This window comes from Amphritea sp. 1_MG-2023, from assembly GCF_030547545.1.
In the GTDB taxonomy this organism is placed as follows: Bacteria; Pseudomonadota; Gammaproteobacteria; order Pseudomonadales; family Balneatricaceae; genus Amphritea.
In genome coordinates, this window is sequence record NZ_JAUOQE010000027.1 from 25,749 (window position 1) to 42,752 (window position 17,004).

Sequence of the window (17,004 nt, forward strand, 5' to 3'; positions counted from 1 at the left end):
ACTGACAAGGATTGCAGGCAAAGCGCGTTAGCAAGGGTCGTTCTGGAGCATAAGAATTTACGCAGTATTCCTTATGAATATGTCCAACATGGCTGAAATATCACTTTGTTACGAGTGGCTATATCATGCAGCGGGAGAGTTATCAGGTAAGGGTGTTGGGGGTCGGTAATGCGGATGTGTTATCGATTGGTCGTTTTCATCAGCGTTTCGGATTGAGTCGTCAGGATTGTATTCGTCGTATACTCACGGCGCCGTCTATCTTGCAATCTGAATTAGATATTCAGAGCGCTACCGAGATTGTCAGCGTGCTTCAGGATGCTCAGCTTCCTTGTGATCTGCTACCTCAAAGTGAACGCTGTTTATCGCCATCAGAGCGATTCGAGTTAGCCGTCTACTTCTCTGATTTTACGCATATCACCGCCTTTATTACCGATCTCGCTTTATTTACCGGTCAGAGTAGCGAGGCGTTACTCGCGTGTTTGAGCAAAACCCCCGCGATTATTTTAGGCAACGTATCTGAAGCGGTGGCGGGTGAATTAATCACTCGGTTTAGTCGGCCAGGTATTGAGCTGATCAAGTCCTGTAGTCACAAGGCTAAGTATACTGTGGTGGCTTATGCTCCGGGTGGTGAACAGCGTTTAATGAGCTATTATCGAAGTTTGGGTTTGCAGCAAACCGGTGGCCCATCGGCACAAGGGCAGTGTTGGCAACTGACGGATCTGACGCTGCAAAAAGCTCAGACTTTATGGCAACAGGCCAGTGAACTTCACCTGCCGTTAGTGATTCAGAATCAAGATTATTATCGATTCGATCTATTGCTACGTTCGGCGCCCGCTGATACTGAGCAACAACAGGCCGTCTCGGATATATTAGCGTCACAATTAAATATTCCTCTTCATCTGCATCCTCGCCTATTAACGAGTCTACCGATCATCTTAAAGCGTTCTATCCCATTAGCGGAGGCAGAATCGGTGATGCATGCGCTGGTGGCGCAGGGATGCGCTATCACGGCTGAGTGGACGGGGGGAATTCGCTTTAACCTTATTTTTGATGCGGTGACGGATCTAACAGCGTTACGGGCTCGGCTCGAAAAACTGTGTACGGCCATCATGGGGCGTGCTCTTCAGTTTACGGAGACCGCCGACGGCTGGTCTGTGAAAGCGGATGCTAACCTGCATCAGGGGCTATGGATTCAGTATGAAGCCGGTCAACTGGGTATTAACTGTCGCTTGATGAGACGTGATCATGAGTAAGCCATCGATGCCAAAAATAAAGTTGGAAGTCGTGCTGCAAGATGTTGGCACACACTTACGTCAGCAGCGATATGACATCGCGTTACTGACCCTGCAAAAACTATTACAAGCCGCGATGGCGCAACAGTTTCCGTTGGTGTTGCAGCGATACATATCAGAGCTGGTATTCGAGTGTTTGGAGCAAGCCGGAGAAGAGGAAGCCGCACTGGACTACTGCGAACGTGCGATCGGCGAATATGAAGCCCGAACCGATACCGCACAGGTTTCTGAGGCGGTGGAAAATGATTTGGCGGTATTAAGGTTTCGTCGAATCTGTTTATTAGTCAAATTGGATCAGCATCAGCAGGCAAGGGACGCAGTGATCGAGTATCAACAACGCAGCGCCTTACAAGATAAAATTCGTTATAACAAAGCATTTACACGCATTCTGAAGTATTCCAAAGCAACCAAAAATCAGTTGTTGAAAGAGCAGAAACGGATGGGTTCGTTTCAGTTATCACAACAGCTTATTGTGTCAGGTTAACTCAGAGAGGTCAGGGAGATGAATTTTGATAATCAGGTAGCCGGGATGACGCCGGGACAGGCGTTGATGGATGTACCGATCCCTAAGTTGATTGAAAATACCGCCAAGGCGATAGCGGCAGCGCAATATGAACTCGATTCCACGTCGGTTCGCGCCGCCACCATGTTGAGTGAAACACGGGTCAGCTTCAACGATGTTGATGGCACCTCTCGAGAGCGTAGTTTACTTGAGCTTGGTTTTATTCCGCAGTTCTATCACTTCAAAGAAACCGAGATGGAATTTAAGGTAACCATCTCGGTACGCGTGGAATCGGGTATCGATTTTGGGGTTGAAGCGGGGCTCGGTAGTACTGAGAGTGCGGGTCTGCCGGTGGCTTTTGCTGGCACGATTTCGTTTGATCTGCACCATAAATATGAGTTTGATATGGAGGCCGTCTCGAGGATTAAAACCACGATGAAATCGGTACCGCCACCTCAGGCATTTTTGGATGCTATACGCAATCATGCCGCCTCCGGTGGCGGTACTATTGCCGCCGCGGATGGTCCTGCGCCGACCCCGGACCCAGTTGATCCCGTTGATCCTGCACCGGTAGACCCCGATCCTAACGATCCCGTCGACCCTGTCGATCCAGATTAAAAGAGGATAGTGCGATGTCGCATAGCAAAGTGATGGCTTCATTAGAGAAATCACCTCTGCCGGGGCTATTAACGCAATTAGGTACCGCGATCGCCTCGGCTCAACGAGCCCTTGATGACAACTCGATTCAAATGGCGATGCAATTGGGCGATGCCGAAGAACACGGTGTCGATGTCGGTGATGGTGAAAAGGTCTCGCTTATCTCGCTGGGGTTTGCTCCGGTGTTTTATCACTTCAATGAAGCGACGATTGATATACGCGTATCCTTATCGACATCAACCACCACGGAAACGAAGTTTGGTACTTCAGCAACGGTCGGTGGTGCGGTTTACTTCGTGATGTTTGCCGCCACGGTGAGTGCCGAGTTTAGTAATAAGTATAGTTTTTCATCCGAGGCCAGCAGTTCCATTACGGCGCGGATCTCATCCATTCCACCGCCTAACGCATTTCAAAACTGGATTGCTAGCAGGCAACAGGCGAGTCTGCCTACCGATACGGAATAACGCTTATTTAACCATAGCTACAAGATTAGCAAGGAGTTAACGATGTCGATTGGTCAGGAACTATTGAATGTCCCCATGGGGGAGATGATTAGGGAGATGGCATTTGCCATTGCCGATGCTCAGTATGAGTTAGATGAAGCCAGTATTCGTGTGGCGCAGATGATGGGGGGACGTGTGCCTATCCTCGATGAGGCCGGAACGGTGACGGGCACGGAAGATTCTCGGGTCTATTTTGGCACCGACGATGATGGTAAAGCGCAAAAAGTGAGTATGTTAGAACTGGGTTTCTCACCGACGTTCTATCAGTTCACTAATAATATTATCGAAGTCAAAATTGCGATCAAAATAACCCGCGAAAGATCGTATACGCGAAATACTAAAACGACCGGCACCAAACGTAGTAAACCCGCTTTTGGCGGTTTCTTTGGCGGCAGCTCAAAACTTCGCACCACGACGGTTGATGCGACGTACTCCAGCAAATACAGCTATAGCGCAGAGGGTGCGAGTCTGTTGCGCTGTAATCTCGTGCCTATTCCGCCGCCCGCTATTTTTGAAGAGCGTGTCAGAGATCTATTTGATACTGAGGATTATACAGAAGAGTAAGTGGGCTACCTGAAGGAGAATAACGATGGCCAGACCAAGTATTGGACGTGAACTGAGTGATGTCCCCTTTGGGGAGATGATTACCAGTATGGGGCTTGCGATTGCAGAAGCTCAATATGCGATGGATGAAACCAGCCTAAGACTCGCGCAAATGATGGGCGGCGAATATGAGGTGCCCGAAGTCGATCCGATAACCGGAGAGGTGACCACGGTCACCAAAACATCTCTGGTTAAATTTGATGGCGAAGAGATGTCACTCATCGAGTTGGGTTTTACGCCCACCTTTTATCAATTTACGGAATCACTCATCGAGATAAAAGTGTCGATTAGCTTCACTCAAAGCTCTGAATTTGAACGTAAGTCATCGACAAAAACCATTAGTGCGATGGCGGGTGGATTTTTGGGGATGGGCATGGCACGGGCAAGAACCACCTCTGTGAGTGCGCGTTATGCGAATAAATTTAACTACAGTGCTGAGGGCTCAAGCTTGATGCGCACGAAGATTTTACCGACGCCGGCGCCTGCTGTACTGGAAGAGCGCATCCGTGCGATCGTTGAAAGAAATAAGCCTGCTGATAGTTAATGAGGCAATGTGGCGGCGCATGAAGCGAGGGTGACAGATGGCAAGTGAATATCTTGACTGGACGGCGCTGGAATCGACAACGGTGCCGGATGCTGAGCCCGAAGCCGTTGCGCGGGCATCGATTTTTAATCCTAACGATGAGGCTCACTCATGTACGGCGGATAGTGACGCTCGAGCTTTAACCGAGCTATTGGAGAGGGATGATATTCCCGATGAGTTGAAGCAGTTGGTCAACCGTCAGACCGCATTGGCGCAGCAGTTAGATGAACTGACGGGTCATACGAAGGCAGCGGATTGGAATGAACAACGATTTGCACTACCGCAGCACACGGCGGCGTCGCGCTTGGCAGATAAACATAAAGCACAGCAGCAGGAAGCCTTTCGTCAGCGTGAGCGGCAACAACTTAACCGCAGTGCGTTATCGCGATTGCAGCTTGATCGCGGGTTGAAACAAGCGGCCTTAGCGAGGCAAGAAAAGTTAAAGCAGAAAAAGTGTCAGGCGTTGCAGTTGCAAAAACGTCTTAATCAACTTGAACAGGATAAGCGCAGAGTACAGTTGCTCAATGCTCAAGTTCGATTAAAGGAGCAGCAGCGAGTGTTAGATCAAACCGAGCAACGTCAACGGCTTATTATGGCGGCTGCGTTAAAGCGTCGGCAGGCATTGAGACAAGCCGATGAGCTTGAAAAGAAAAAGCGTCAGCGTTTGGAAGCACTAGCAATGGCTCAGCGACAAGAGCAACAGTCTTGGCAATCGCAGCGGGATCGACAGCAGCAAGTGCTTGCGGATGCGCAGGCCGCGTTAAAACGTCAAGATGATTTGATGCTTGAGCGTACCCTCAAACAAGCGCTTAAGCGTGAGCAACGTTTAGCTGATCGGGCACGGGAACGGCAAATGATGAGGTCTGCTATGCGCCGGCAGGAGGCGAAGCAGGAACGACAGCAATTTTTCAGTTGATCAGCATCAGGAGATAGTTGAATGGATGACGTTGCTAAAGGGCAGAACCTAGATGATTTCCTGATTAATCTGGCGGAGGGGCTCAGTAAAGCTCAAAGTCGGTTAAATCAGTATCCGGTGGTCAATGCGATGGGTCAGCAGAGTATGGTTTATCACATTCCACGCATGGAATTTGAGTTGAAGTTACAGATGACGGCCGCTGAGAGCAGTGTTCCCGCGAGTTCAGGGCGGGGCACATCGATTCAGAAAAAAGCTAAATTACAGTTTCTGCCGGTTAAAACGACGCAACAGAATAATAGTAGTTCGGCCACCAGTATTATTAAGGGGGTTATGGTCGCCGCGCCTATTGATTCAGTTGTGACGCCGGTTCAGTTGAGTCTCAGTGTGACCAAAATAGGTGCGCGTAAAGCCGAAGTGACGGTATCGGCATTGACGACCGAAGCCTCCATAAAAGGTGCGCTCGTTGAGTTAAATATTGACCGCGAACTATCCGAGAAAATGAGTAAAGCCGCCTTAAAACCGGCCACTCGGCTGAACCAAGCGACGCTTGTTTTAGCTGAAAATGGTAGCGCCGTGGCGGGTTTGACGATCTCAAATCAGGAGTCCGAAGGGCAGGTTATTGCATTGACGGCGGATCTATTGGGTCAGTCGCAGACGTTATTGTACCGCTTCGAACAAGGATGATAAGTGATGGCTACCAGTATTAAAGCGACGTTACGTGATAGTAATAATAAACCGTTGGCCAATAAAGCCGTACAGTTGCTTTTCTATACGGTTAATGGTGATGAGACCATGGTTGCCTCTGGCAGCAGTTCGACGACGGGCTTATTAAAGCTCGTCTGTAATACCCGATTTAGCAGTTTCTTACCGCGGCTGTTACTCAAAGTTAAATTGAATGATCAATGGGTAAATGCCAGTAATACACCTAAATCCTATACTCAACGGGTGATTGATTTTGGCATCATCAAACTGAGCCATGAGCCTGTTATTACGCTAGCCTCCACCACGCTCTATAGTATTCCCTCATTGACGAGCAAGGCCGCGACGCTGACAGCCGCGAATACTAAAAAGCTCAAGTTATTAGAAAGTCAAAATGACAAATTGAGTCAAGAAACGCAGGCGCTGAACAGTCGATTAAAAAGCCAAGAAAAAACGCGCAAAACATTAGAAACTGAGTTGCAGCAACGGCCAACACTTCAGATGCTGAACACCGAAAAGGCTCAAGTGACTCGCTTACAAGCAACACTGCAGCAGCGTGATGAGCAAATCAAGCTATTAAAACGAGGGAGCGGGCAGTTAACGGAGATTCAACAACAGTTGGATCTAAAAGAGCGGCAACGGCAGCAGCTCGAAGTCGAGTTAAATCGCAGACCGACTATCGAGGTTTTTGATCTTGAGAAACGCCGTGTTAGCGAGCTACAGAATCAATTGAAACTCAAAGATACGCGTATTGCGGAACTCGAAAGGTTAGCCCGTGATGACGGTCAATCGGTACCCATTAAAGCAACAACGGTAAAGAGCGAAGATCTGATTTTTTCAGCATCTGAAGCGATCTCCCGTGCGAGCAGTAAGTTGGCTAAGCAAGATGGCTATCGCATTAGTAAAGCAAGCGTTGATTTGAAAGTGGTTGCTGCTGGGAAACATACTGATTTGATGTTATTTGAAACAGCAGATGACTTAGCCCGCATACCCGCAAACTGTTTTGGTAATGTTCGCTTCGATATTGATTTAACCGAGGCTGAAGCGTCGGCAGAGACAACGGACAGGGATGTGAAAATGCCGAATGTGAGTGGCTATACCCGTCAGCTAGCCGAGCGAAAACTAGCGGGTTTGCAGGATCAGTTGTTCTGGTATGAGCAACAGTTGACTGAAAAAGATCCGTTCTCCGCAGGACAAATCATGCATCAGCACCCTAAAGCAAATACCTCATTACAAGCTGATACTCAGATCATTCTGATTGTCGGTATTTGAGTCTTAAGGAGACGGTTATGGCAGAAAATCCGTTTACAAAAATATTGGCAACGCCACTGGGCGATATGATTGCTGAGATGGGTATCGGAGTAGCACAGGCTCAGTATGCCATCGATGCAAAAACGATCGAAAACTTAAAGCAGATCTATAGCCTTGATGATGACTTGCTTAAAGAGATGCGACGCATAGGTTATCGACCCACTTGGTATGTCATTCCTGAAGCGGAAGCCGAAATCAGTATGGCGTTGACGGTGCAGCAATCTATCGGTAGCGATCGCAAGGTGACAACGGAACTGAAAGCGACCACTGTCGATGCGGCGTATCAGAATCAGTATGATTTTAAGATTGAGGGCGCTAGCAAGTTAAAGCTGACATTCAGACCCGTACCCGCGCCACTTGAGATCGATAATATGCAGGTAGTGCCGTTACTCTCCGGTATTCCCTTAGGAGAGGCAAAAGCGCTGCTTGAGAAGATAGGCATCGACTTTCAAGTGTCGCCGGCGCAGGCCAAAGATTCAGCGATTGTATCATCAACACAACCGGTGGCGGGTGCCTTTATTGATGCGGGCAGCGTGATCACAGTCGGCGTATAAACGTCCTAGGAGTCTGATATGAGTCATGGTGGACAACAAATTGAAGCATTGCTCAGACGGATGTCGCAGCAGCAGAATGCCCCGGCAGGCGAATCATTCGATCTGCAAAACCCTATTGCCGGAGGGCTAGGGCGAGTGGGCTCTGTCAGCTTGAGTAATAATAGTCGACAGAATCAACAGGGCTTTAGCAGCTTGATTGCAAGCTTGAGAATGTTGCGCGATATACCGGGACTTAATGCAGAGCAGCTACAACAGAACCTGCAACAACAGAGTGCTTGGCCCGATCCTGATACGGTGCCAATGCCGCCCATTGATGAGCGTTTCAATAGTCAGCCCGACCCCGTTGATGATGAACCGGATTAACAGCTAGTGACAGCCGGTATTCAGCGTGTGGCATTTTTTCGCTTTAAAGAGTAGCCGTTGATGACGTTTGTGCGCGGCTGAGGAGCAACCTTATGTGCAACGATGTCTGTGAAGTGAACAGCCCTGGAACCGATATCAGTCAGGAGTTTGCCTGTGTCAGTGATGCGGTTAATTATTCTGAGATTTATAATCAGCAGATAGAGGATGTGCGTAATGCTGACAGAAATGAACGCACTCGGATAGCCGGTGTATTTCTCTATCGGATCGCTAACTTTAATTACCCATTGGTTCGCATTGAACTGAGTACCTACAGTGAGGCGCATGGTCGACCGACTATTGGCGCCTTGGCGGAGACACTCAAACTGAGTCGTCGTTCTTTATTTGATCATCTATTGAATTGGCATAACGGGCCTAATGGTTTTGTCCGCGCGTATCTTTATCGGCGCTATATCGGCGGAGATGCAACTGAGGTCGAGGATCAAGTGGCGGCATTAAGAGCGGTGATGAATGGTGATGCTAGTGCAGGGACGCCCCGTTACCACCGTTGGCCATTACCCGTGGGAGGCAATTATCGTTTGATTATGCCACGCACTGAAGCGCTAGAACAGGAAGTGGCGCTGAATCGCACGGCACTGGTGTCGGCAGACATTCAGCAACTCAGTTCGTTATTGTCGGCTGAAATGGACAATGCTATGGCAAAAGCTGAACGGGTAGCGACAAATCAGCAGGCGCTTGGACGTATTCTTCAGCCCTATAAGCAGGAGTTGGGTGGACTGGAGCTACTCATGGAGTTTATTAATCTAGCCGAGGTTAATCCTGAGTCGGCCTATTCTGCGTCCGAACAGGGCAAAATAGATACCTTACAAACTAAACTCACGACGCTTAAAACATACGCAGAAGGCACGCTAGGCAGAGAACCGACTCAGAGAGCCCGTTTACTGCAACAGGCTATCCGCAGAGATACCGACAGTTTATATGCGATGTTAGAGGAGAGCAGTCGTCTCAATGATTTACTGGCTCAGGCATGTCATAGCGACACTATGATTAGCAGCCGTTTCATGCATGATATCTACCGTAAATTGGGTGCCTGTTATCGTGTTATTGCTACCAGTAATCATGCAGAAACGATGATTACTGATCGCTTACAACCCGCTCTGGAGATGATTGTTAGCGGTGAATGGCGTAGCTTTGCTAACCCTTCATGTCTAGCAACGGTGGCCGCTAAGATTAGTGTTGTACCTACCATTGCAGGTAATCTGCCCGGGCCTCCTTCGCTATTGATGGTGGTCATGGAAGCATCGATGCCAAAGATGATTCAGATGGCTTCGTTAGCGCCCAGTGCCGGCCGTATTTTACGTGATCTTGTGGTTGAGGTGACCGCTGAGTTAATTGGCATGGTGGGATCGAATAAAGGTGAATTGATTCGACGTCTCAGCTCATCTGATCCTGAAGAACTTTTGCAGGTGAAAGCGTGGAGCAGAGGTGTCGTCAACTCTGAAGTGATGAGCAGCCCTGGCTGGGGCATATTTATGTCGATGATCACCGGCATACTATTTCTTAACGCCTTCGTTAGCGCGGTTACCACGACGACTGATAGTATGATTACCCGAATCCGCTTATGGGGAGATACGATTGCTCAGTTTTCTGGTTTTGCTAACTCCCTAATTCAGGCGCTGCAGCGTTTTAAATATGTTCAACAGAGTGTCATCGGCAGTGGTTCTGCGGGTGCCGCCGCCACGGCACGTGTTTTAGGTGTTATCGGCTCATTGGCCGCCATTGCCTCCAGTAGTGCGATGATGGCAGAGGAACATAGAACTCGAGATTATGCAGGCATGACGGTAGCAGGCTTTGGCTTAGCGAGCGGTATTCTGAGCCTGGCTGGGTTTATGTTATGGATGTCAGCAGGCACTATTGAAGTTCCACCGTTGGCTGCGGTGTTGTTTGTGGCTGCTCTCATTGCAGGTCTGGTGGGCGCGATTATTGGCTTCTTTACTTCGGATAGCAATAGCGAGGCTTTAGTCGAAGGGTTGGTTGAGCATCTTGGCGGCGCAGCACTGTTTTCTCATCGGCTAGGCAGTGATGGTCGTTTAAATACCTATTTTGAGGATGTGAGACGCTATCATCATACGGTCACGATTAAAGACTTGCGCAGTAGTGCACGTACCGCTTTAAACTATCTCTTCGGTCTTGATCAATTAACGGATGCGGCCAAACGTGAACAAACCGAAGAGTTGATAGACGCATTAATCGCTTAGGTGTTTGCGCTTGAGTTGTTGAAACAACACGCCGCTAATAATCAGCACGAGTCCGACCACGGTTGAGATCATGATCGGCTCATCGGCGAGGGTTGATAGCAATATTAATGACAAAGGCGGCGACAGATAGACGAGGTTGCTTAATTGAGCGGTGTTATCGGTCATTCTCATGGCCTGCATCCACAGCAGGAAAGCAAAGCCCATTTCAAAGGTGCCGATATAGATCCCTCCTGCAAGGGCTTGCCAAGGTAGGGTGGTCACTTGCCCCTGTATAATCATTAAGATACTGAGTACCGGTAAACTGAGGCCAAAACACAGTAGCAGTGATACCACCGCATCTCGAGGCGCGCGGGTATTGAGAATCCAATAGCTGGCAAAGAATAGCGAGCTGCCGACTCCGAGCATCACGCCGAGAGGGTTTTTGAAATCCAGTGATAGCAGATTACCTTGCGTGGCGATAACGATTACGCCGCTGTAAGCCAATAAAATGCTGATGAATTTCTTAAAAGTGAAGGATTGTCCTAAAAAGGGCACGGCCATAATACTCAGCACCACGGCCCAGGTGTAGTTGAGAGCCTGTGCCTGTTGTGCGGGGAGTAGATCATAGGCGGCAAACAGAATGAGGTAGTAGAGCGTTGGGTTAAGCAGTGACAATAGCAAGAAGTAACCGGCAGATTGCCGCAGGTATTGGCCGGCTAATGCTAGTTTTTGTTGCCAGATTGTTGCGCACAGCAGGATAACGAAGGAGGTGGCGACGGCAATCCACAGCATTTGTAACGGGCTAATAAGAGCCAATGTTAGCTTAAAGGCTGTCGCCACGGTTGACCACATGAGCACAACGGATAACGCTAAAATGAGAGAGGCTTTATTCAAGGGATTCCCGCTTACATCGGTGACTGATAAAGAATCAGAGCAGTTTCGACTCGATATCTTTGATATCTTCCATGACGACGAAGGTGCTGGTTTGAGTGACGTAGGGTAGCGAGGATATTTTCTCCCCGAGTACCTCACGATAGGATTCCATGCCGGTAGTGCGCACTTTTAACAGATAGTCGAAATTAGCGGCGACCATGTGACACTGTTCGATCTCTGGAATTTCTCGGACGGCATCGTTAAACGCGCGTAATGCTTTCGTTTTGGTGTCGCTGAGTTTTACTTGGACAAAGGCAACATGTTTGGTGCCCAGTTTCTTTTGATCGACGAGGGCGATATAGCCGAGGATATAGCCTTGATCTTCCAGGCGCTTCATGCGAATTTGGCAGGGTGTTTTTGACAAACCTACCCTTGACGCTAGCTCTGTTACCGTGATTCGAGCGTTTTTCTGTAATTCACGCAGAATCGCTATATCTAGTTTATCCAGTTTATCCATAATATTTTATTGTTCTGGTTGTTCGTGTGTTTAAATCATCGAGATTAAAAGGATACGGCTATAAATAGCAAAAATACAGTGAAAAAGACTTCTATTCTTTTCCTATACTTTGACATTAACTAAGACTTATCGGTTTTTGCGCCTATTCTGTAATTATTGGCTGTTGTGCCGTGAGTATTAGCATCATTGCTCTGTCTTATGGTCGTCGTTTACACCCAGACAGAGAATAATAATAATCCGGTTTGTACCGGTCGTAGCGAAAGCTATCGGGAGTTTATACGAAATGCATGATTTAGTGAGTCTCACCAAGTCACAGATTATTGATCTACTCAGCGAAAAGCTCTGCGCTCAAGTCAGCCAGAGTCTGAAAGCTTCGATGCAACTGTTTACCCACAAGTTTTTTAGTGTCGCGGCCCCGGAAGAGTTACAGAGTCGCTCGCTTGAATATTTGTCTGCCACCGCTCTGTCATATTGGCAATTGATGCAGGATTATAAGGCGCCTGCCTCGGATGTGAGGGTGTTTAATCCCGACTATGAGCAGCATGGCTGGCATTCGAATCATACCGTTATTCAGATTCATAACGTTGATATTCCCTTTTTGGTCGATTCGGTTCGGATGGAGCTTAACCGTCGTGAATTGGGCATTCTGAGCATCAATAACTGTGTATTAGCCTGCGAGCGAAGCAAAACTCATAAGCTTAAAAGTGTTAAACCTGTGCGTGAGCGGAGTGAAAGTGCGCAGGTAGAATCGTTGATCTATTTGGAGATCGAGCGACATTCATCGCCGGAAACGCTGAATGAATTACGTGATGGACTGTTGAAAGTATTGGCGGATGTTAAGGCCGTTGTTGACGATTTTGAGCCGATTAAAGAGAAAGCGCAAGATTTGAAAGAGGAGTTGCGTCAGCGTGATGCGAACAGTCCTGAGATCAAAGAAACGCGTAAACTACTGGATTGGTTGCTCGATGGTAACTTTATCTTTCAGGGCTACGAAGAGGTTGTTATTCGTCAGTCCGAGGGACAGGTTTTTGTCGATACGGTGGCGGACTCGCAGCTAGGCACGCAGCGTCTTTCAAAGCAGTGCAAGGAACTCAGTCAACTGGAGCAGCAGTTCGTACTCGCCGATAAGCTAGTGATGTTTAGCAAGGATGTGGTGCGTTCGACGGTGCATCGTTCCGTTTACCGCGATCTGATTATTATTAAGCGATTTGATCAGCAGGGACGCGTCTGTGGTGAGTGTCGAATTTACGGCTTGTACACATCGACGGTGTTTCTGACGAATCCGTTAAGAATTCCCGTGGTGCGGCTAAAACTGATCAGTATTCTCTCGGAGTGTGGTTTCGAACCCGGTGGCCATAGTCACAAAGCCTTGGTGCAGATTCTCACCGATATGCCGCGTGAAGAGCTGATTCTGGCGCAAACCAGTGATCTTCAGCAAACCAGTATCGGCATTTTTAATATGCAGGAACGTCGCCGCGCCTGCTTATTTGTGCGACAAGATGCGAGTAAACGTTTTTACTCCTGTCTTTATTATATTCCGCGTGACCTATACACCACAAAACTGCGTAATTCAGTGCTTAATCTACTGTATAAGGGGTTGTACGGCCGGGATTATGAAGCCAATTCCCAGATTTCTGAATCTGTATTGTCGCGCACCCATTTTGTTATTTATGGTGATCCGGATCAGCAACAGGAAGTTGATCTGGATACTATTGAGGCGAAAATTTTGGAGATCTCCCGCTCTTGGGATGATGATTTGAATGTCAGCCTGATAGAAACCTATGGTGAGGAGAAAGGGAGTCGCTTTGTGAACCGCTTTAGCGGTGGCTTCAGTTCTGCGTATAAAGAGAACTTCTCAACCGGAAATGGAGTATATGATCTTCAGCATATCTCCTATTTACAGTCGGCAGAGACGATCGCGATGAGCTTTTACCGTTCGTTTGATGAATCTAACGGTATTTTGAAGTTTAAACTCTTCAGTGTTGAGCGCCCGCTGGTGCTATCAGATGTGATTCCATTGCTTGAAAATTTAGGTTTAAAAGTGCTGAGTGAGCATCCCTATGTCGTGACCGATCGGGATGCTAAGCAGTTTTGGATCAGTGATTTTCGCGTCAGTTATGATCAGCAGACTGTCGTCGAACTGGATAAAGTTAAAACGATTTTGCAGGAAGCCTTCGCTAAAGTTTGGGATGGTCAGGCAGATAGTGATGAGTTTAACCGGCTGGTTATTGCTGGCGGTCTCAATTGGCGTGAAGTCGCTATGTTGCGTGCCTTCGGTCGATATATTAAACAGCTCCGTTTTGGTTTTTCGCAGCCATTCCTCGCGGATGTATTGGTGCGCAATGTTGACATTAGTCGTCAATTGGTTGAGCTATTCCGCTGTCGTTTTCACCCAGCAAAGCAGGATGCCATTCAGGCTGAAAAGATCGAGCAGAATATCCTCAATGCATTGGAGGGCGTTAACAGCCTCGATGATGATAAAATTTTACGTCGCTTTATGGTGGTTATTAAAGCCACCTTACGGACTAACTTCTATCAGCAGCAAGATGGCCTAGATAAGCCCTACTTCTCGTTTAAAATCGATTCGCAATCGATTCCAGATATTCCACAGCCTAAACCTAAATTTGAAGTGTTTATCTATTCGCCGCGTATCGAAGGCGTACACCTTCGGGTCGGTAAAGTGGCTCGCGGCGGGCTGCGGTGGTCGGATCGAATGGAGGATTATCGTACCGAAGTGCTGGGCCTAGTGAAGGCGCAACAGGTGAAAAACTCGGTGATTGTGCCTATGGGTGCGAAGGGCTGCTTTATCTGTAAACGTATGCCCGATACCAATGATCGAGAAGTGATTCAGGCCGAAGGTATCGAGTGTTATAAAACCTATATTCGTGGTTTATTGGATATCACGGATAATTTAGTTGCCGGTGAAGTGGTTCATCCCGATGCGGTGGTGCGTCATGATGAAGACGATCCATATCTGGTTGTAGCGGCCGATAAAGGCACCGCCACCTTCTCCGATATTGCTAACTCTATTTCCGATGAATATGGCTTCTGGTTAGGCGATGCGTTTGCCTCTGGTGGTAGTCAAGGCTATGACCATAAAGGCATGGGTATTACGGCCAAAGGTGCGTGGGAATCGGTCAAACGGCATTTCCGTGAGCAGGGCGTTAATACTCAGCAAGAAGAATTTACCGTTATCGGTATCGGTGATATGGCTGGCGATGTGTTCGGTAACGGCATGCTGTTATCCGAAACGATTAGCTTAGTGGCCGCCTTCAACCATATGCATATCTTTATCGATCCGACGCCGGATGTGGCGAGTGCCTTTACTGAGCGGCAGCGGATGTTTGCTCTACCACGTTCAAGTTGGGCGGATTACAACAGTAAACTGATCAGTAAAGGCGGTGGGTTATTTTCCCGTGCAGCAAAATGGATCGAGATTTCGCCGCAAATGAAGCAGCGCTTCGCGATTAGCGAAACGCGGTTGTCGCCGAATGATCTGATTAATGCCTTATTGAAAGCACCGGTTGATATGCTTTGGAATGGCGGTATTGGTACTTACGTTAAAGCCACGCAAGAAACCCATGCCGATGTCGGTGATAAAGCCAATGATAGTCTGCGTGTCAATGGGTGTGAGCTGAGATGTAAGGTGCTCGGTGAGGGCGGTAATCTCGGTTTTACGCAGTTGGGACGGATTGAATTTGCGCTCAATGGTGGCTCATCGAATACCGATTTTATTGATAATGCCGGTGGTGTCGATTGTTCGGACCATGAAGTGAATATCAAAATCCTACTGAACGAGTTGGTTAGTCAGGGTGATATGACCATGAAACAGCGTAATCAGCTGTTGCGGGATATGACCGATGATGTGTCTGAGCTGGTGCTAAAAAACAACTATCGTCAGGCACAGGCGTTGAATATTGCCGAAATGGTCTCTCAGGAGTCGTTAGATGATTATATTCGTCTGATCAAGAGTTTGGAGCGAGAGGGCAAGTTGAATCCTGAGTTGGAATTTTTGCCCACTGAAAAGCAATTGAGACAGCGGCGGGAAAATGGTCAGGGATTAACGCGGCCTGAGCTATCTGTGTTGATTTGCTATGCGCGCATCGAACTCAAGCAGGCTTTAATTAACTCTTGGTTAACGGAAAACAAAGGCTTTTCCAAAGAGATGGAAACCGCTTTCCCAGCGCGCCTGTTGAAAGAGTTTCCCGAGGCTTTACATAATCATCGTCTGCATCGCGAGATTACGGCGACACAAATCGCTAATGATCTGATCAATCGAATGGGGATTACGTTTGTTAATAACCTCAGTTCGGCTATCGGTGCTAGTTACGCCGATATTGCGGCGGCCTACATGGTGGCCCGTGAGGTGTTTGGTGTCGAGGCGCAGTGGCAACAGATTGAATCACTGGATAATCAGGTACCCGCTGAATTGCAGGTCCAGATGATGAAAGATCTCATTCAACTGTTAGCCCGAGGTACTCAGTGGTTGTTACGGCATCATCGTGATGGTCTGGATATGGATAGCTGTCTTGAAGTTTATAAGCCTGCTATCGATCAGGTGGTTATTTCTGATGCGCAGATCCATAAAGTCATTCCGGCAGATCGCCTGCAAGAGAAGTATGATCGTTATACTGAGGCCGGTGTTCCCGGTCGATTGTCAGCTTTTTGTGCGGCGAGTGAAAATATCTACTGGTTGCTGGATGTGATCGATGTATCCCTGGAAACCAATGAGCCTGTTGAACACGTCGCGATGACCTATTTTGGTGTCGGTACGAGCCTTAATCTCATTTGGCTAGATAAGCAGATTCGACAGTTTAGTGCCGTCAATCATTGGCAAGCGTTGGCGAAAAACAGCTATCGAATTGAGCTGGATAATCAACATCGAGCGCTGACATTGAAAGTGCTACAAACCGGTGACGCCGATAGCAGTGTTGAACAACGTCTGACGCGTTGGGAGGAAGCTAAAGCCGGACAGCTACAGCGTTGGCATCATACCCTGAAGGATATTCAGAATACCAAGGTGATCGACTCTTCGATTTTCTCGGTGGCGCTGAGTGTGCTGCTGGAATTAAGTTAACGTAGATTCGAGCTATGACGGCCGTGCTTAGCTGAGATTAACAATAGTACTTAAAGGCGATACAGGGTTATTCTCTGTATCGCCTTTTTTAAGGACTGTCGAGTCACAATGACTTAATTATTAGCCATATTAAGACTTGTAGTTAGTTGAATTTCTAAAAAATAGCCATAAGTTAATTTAATATCTTGTAAAAAAGAGAAAAAGGCTAACGGTTGTGCTGTAAGCTTGCGCGTTCATCTGGCCGTTTATATAACCAGCTCTTACATCCGCTGTGCCGTGTGCAGGGTGCATGATGAAGTTGCATGGTTGTCAGTCGTCAG

15 protein-coding genes are annotated in these 17,004 nt (G+C 47.9%); 13 read left to right on the top strand and 2 right to left on the bottom strand.

Annotation, left to right across the window (positions count from 1 at the left end; translation table 11 throughout):
* The first annotated feature begins 125 nt into the window (after positions 1 to 125).
* The 12 genes from Q4488_RS13915 to Q4488_RS13970 all read left to right on the top strand — a co-directional run bounded on the left by Q4488_RS13915 (position 126) and on the right by Q4488_RS13970 (position 10,238).
* Positions 126 to 1,253, top strand: coding sequence for a hypothetical protein (locus Q4488_RS13915; RefSeq protein WP_303581085.1), 1,128 nt, complete (start codon positions 126 to 128; stop codon positions 1,251 to 1,253).
* Positions 1,246 to 1,776 carry a hypothetical protein gene (locus Q4488_RS13920; protein ID WP_303581086.1) on the top strand — a complete coding sequence of 177 codons (531 nt, stop codon included), beginning with the start codon at positions 1,246 to 1,248 and terminating at the stop codon, positions 1,774 to 1,776. Before Q4488_RS13915 ends, Q4488_RS13920 begins: the two co-directional genes overlap by 8 nt.
* An 18-nt stretch (positions 1,777 to 1,794) precedes the next feature.
* The gene (locus Q4488_RS13925; protein WP_303581087.1) at positions 1,795 to 2,412 is read left to right on the top strand and encodes a hypothetical protein; all 618 of its coding nucleotides are present in this window, start codon (positions 1,795 to 1,797) and stop codon (positions 2,410 to 2,412) included.
* A 14-nt stretch (positions 2,413 to 2,426) separates the two neighbouring features.
* Positions 2,427 to 2,915, top strand: a complete 489-nt coding sequence (locus Q4488_RS13930; protein WP_303581088.1) for a hypothetical protein — start codon at positions 2,427 to 2,429, stop codon at positions 2,913 to 2,915.
* A gap of 42 nt (positions 2,916 to 2,957) precedes the next feature.
* Complete coding sequence (locus Q4488_RS13935) at positions 2,958 to 3,518, top strand: hypothetical protein (RefSeq protein WP_303581089.1); 561 nt, start codon at positions 2,958 to 2,960, stop codon at positions 3,516 to 3,518.
* Between the two features lie 25 nt (positions 3,519 to 3,543).
* The gene (locus Q4488_RS13940; RefSeq protein WP_303581090.1) at positions 3,544 to 4,101 is read left to right on the top strand and encodes a hypothetical protein; all 558 of its coding nucleotides are present in this window, start codon (positions 3,544 to 3,546) and stop codon (positions 4,099 to 4,101) included.
* Positions 4,102 to 4,138: 37 nt separating this feature from the next.
* A complete protein-coding gene (locus Q4488_RS13945; protein WP_303581091.1) occupies positions 4,139 to 5,056 on the top strand; it encodes a hypothetical protein in 918 nt (305 codons plus the stop codon).
* Positions 5,057 to 5,077: 21 nt separating this feature from the next.
* Positions 5,078 to 5,740 (top strand): hypothetical protein, encoded by a 663-nt coding sequence (locus Q4488_RS13950; protein WP_303581092.1) that lies wholly within the window; start codon positions 5,078 to 5,080, stop codon positions 5,738 to 5,740.
* A gap of 6 nt (positions 5,741 to 5,746) precedes the next feature.
* Positions 5,747 to 7,027 (top strand): PASTA domain-containing protein, encoded by a 1,281-nt coding sequence (locus Q4488_RS13955; protein WP_303581093.1) that lies wholly within the window; start codon positions 5,747 to 5,749, stop codon positions 7,025 to 7,027.
* 17 nt (positions 7,028 to 7,044) lie between these two features.
* On the top strand, positions 7,045 to 7,620 hold the full coding sequence (locus Q4488_RS13960) for a PASTA domain-containing protein (RefSeq protein WP_303581094.1): 576 nt from the start codon (positions 7,045 to 7,047) through the stop codon (positions 7,618 to 7,620).
* Between the two features lie 18 nt (positions 7,621 to 7,638).
* Entirely contained in the window at positions 7,639 to 7,983 is a 345-nt protein-coding gene (locus tag Q4488_RS13965; protein ID WP_303581095.1) for a hypothetical protein, read from the top strand.
* A gap of 92 nt (positions 7,984 to 8,075) precedes the next feature.
* Complete coding sequence (locus Q4488_RS13970; RefSeq protein ID WP_303581096.1) at positions 8,076 to 10,238, top strand: hypothetical protein; 2,163 nt, start codon at positions 8,076 to 8,078, stop codon at positions 10,236 to 10,238.
* Here Q4488_RS13970 and Q4488_RS13975 read toward each other — a convergent pair.
* Both Q4488_RS13975 and Q4488_RS13980 read right to left on the bottom strand, forming a co-directional pair.
* Positions 10,227 to 11,111, bottom strand: coding sequence for a DMT family transporter (locus tag Q4488_RS13975; protein WP_303581097.1), 885 nt, complete (start codon positions 11,109 to 11,111; stop codon positions 10,227 to 10,229). The genes Q4488_RS13970 and Q4488_RS13975 overlap by 12 nt on opposite strands.
* Before the next feature lie 34 nt (positions 11,112 to 11,145).
* Positions 11,146 to 11,607: an Lrp/AsnC family transcriptional regulator gene (locus tag Q4488_RS13980; protein ID WP_303581098.1), complete on the bottom strand. Its 462-nt coding sequence runs from the start codon at positions 11,605 to 11,607 to the stop codon at positions 11,146 to 11,148.
* Between the two features lie 283 nt (positions 11,608 to 11,890).
* Here Q4488_RS13980 and Q4488_RS13985 point away from each other — a divergent pair, with 283 nt between their 5' ends.
* Complete coding sequence (locus Q4488_RS13985) at positions 11,891 to 16,684, top strand: NAD-glutamate dehydrogenase (protein WP_303581099.1); 4,794 nt, start codon at positions 11,891 to 11,893, stop codon at positions 16,682 to 16,684.
* Positions 16,685 to 17,004: the final 320 nt, after the last annotated feature.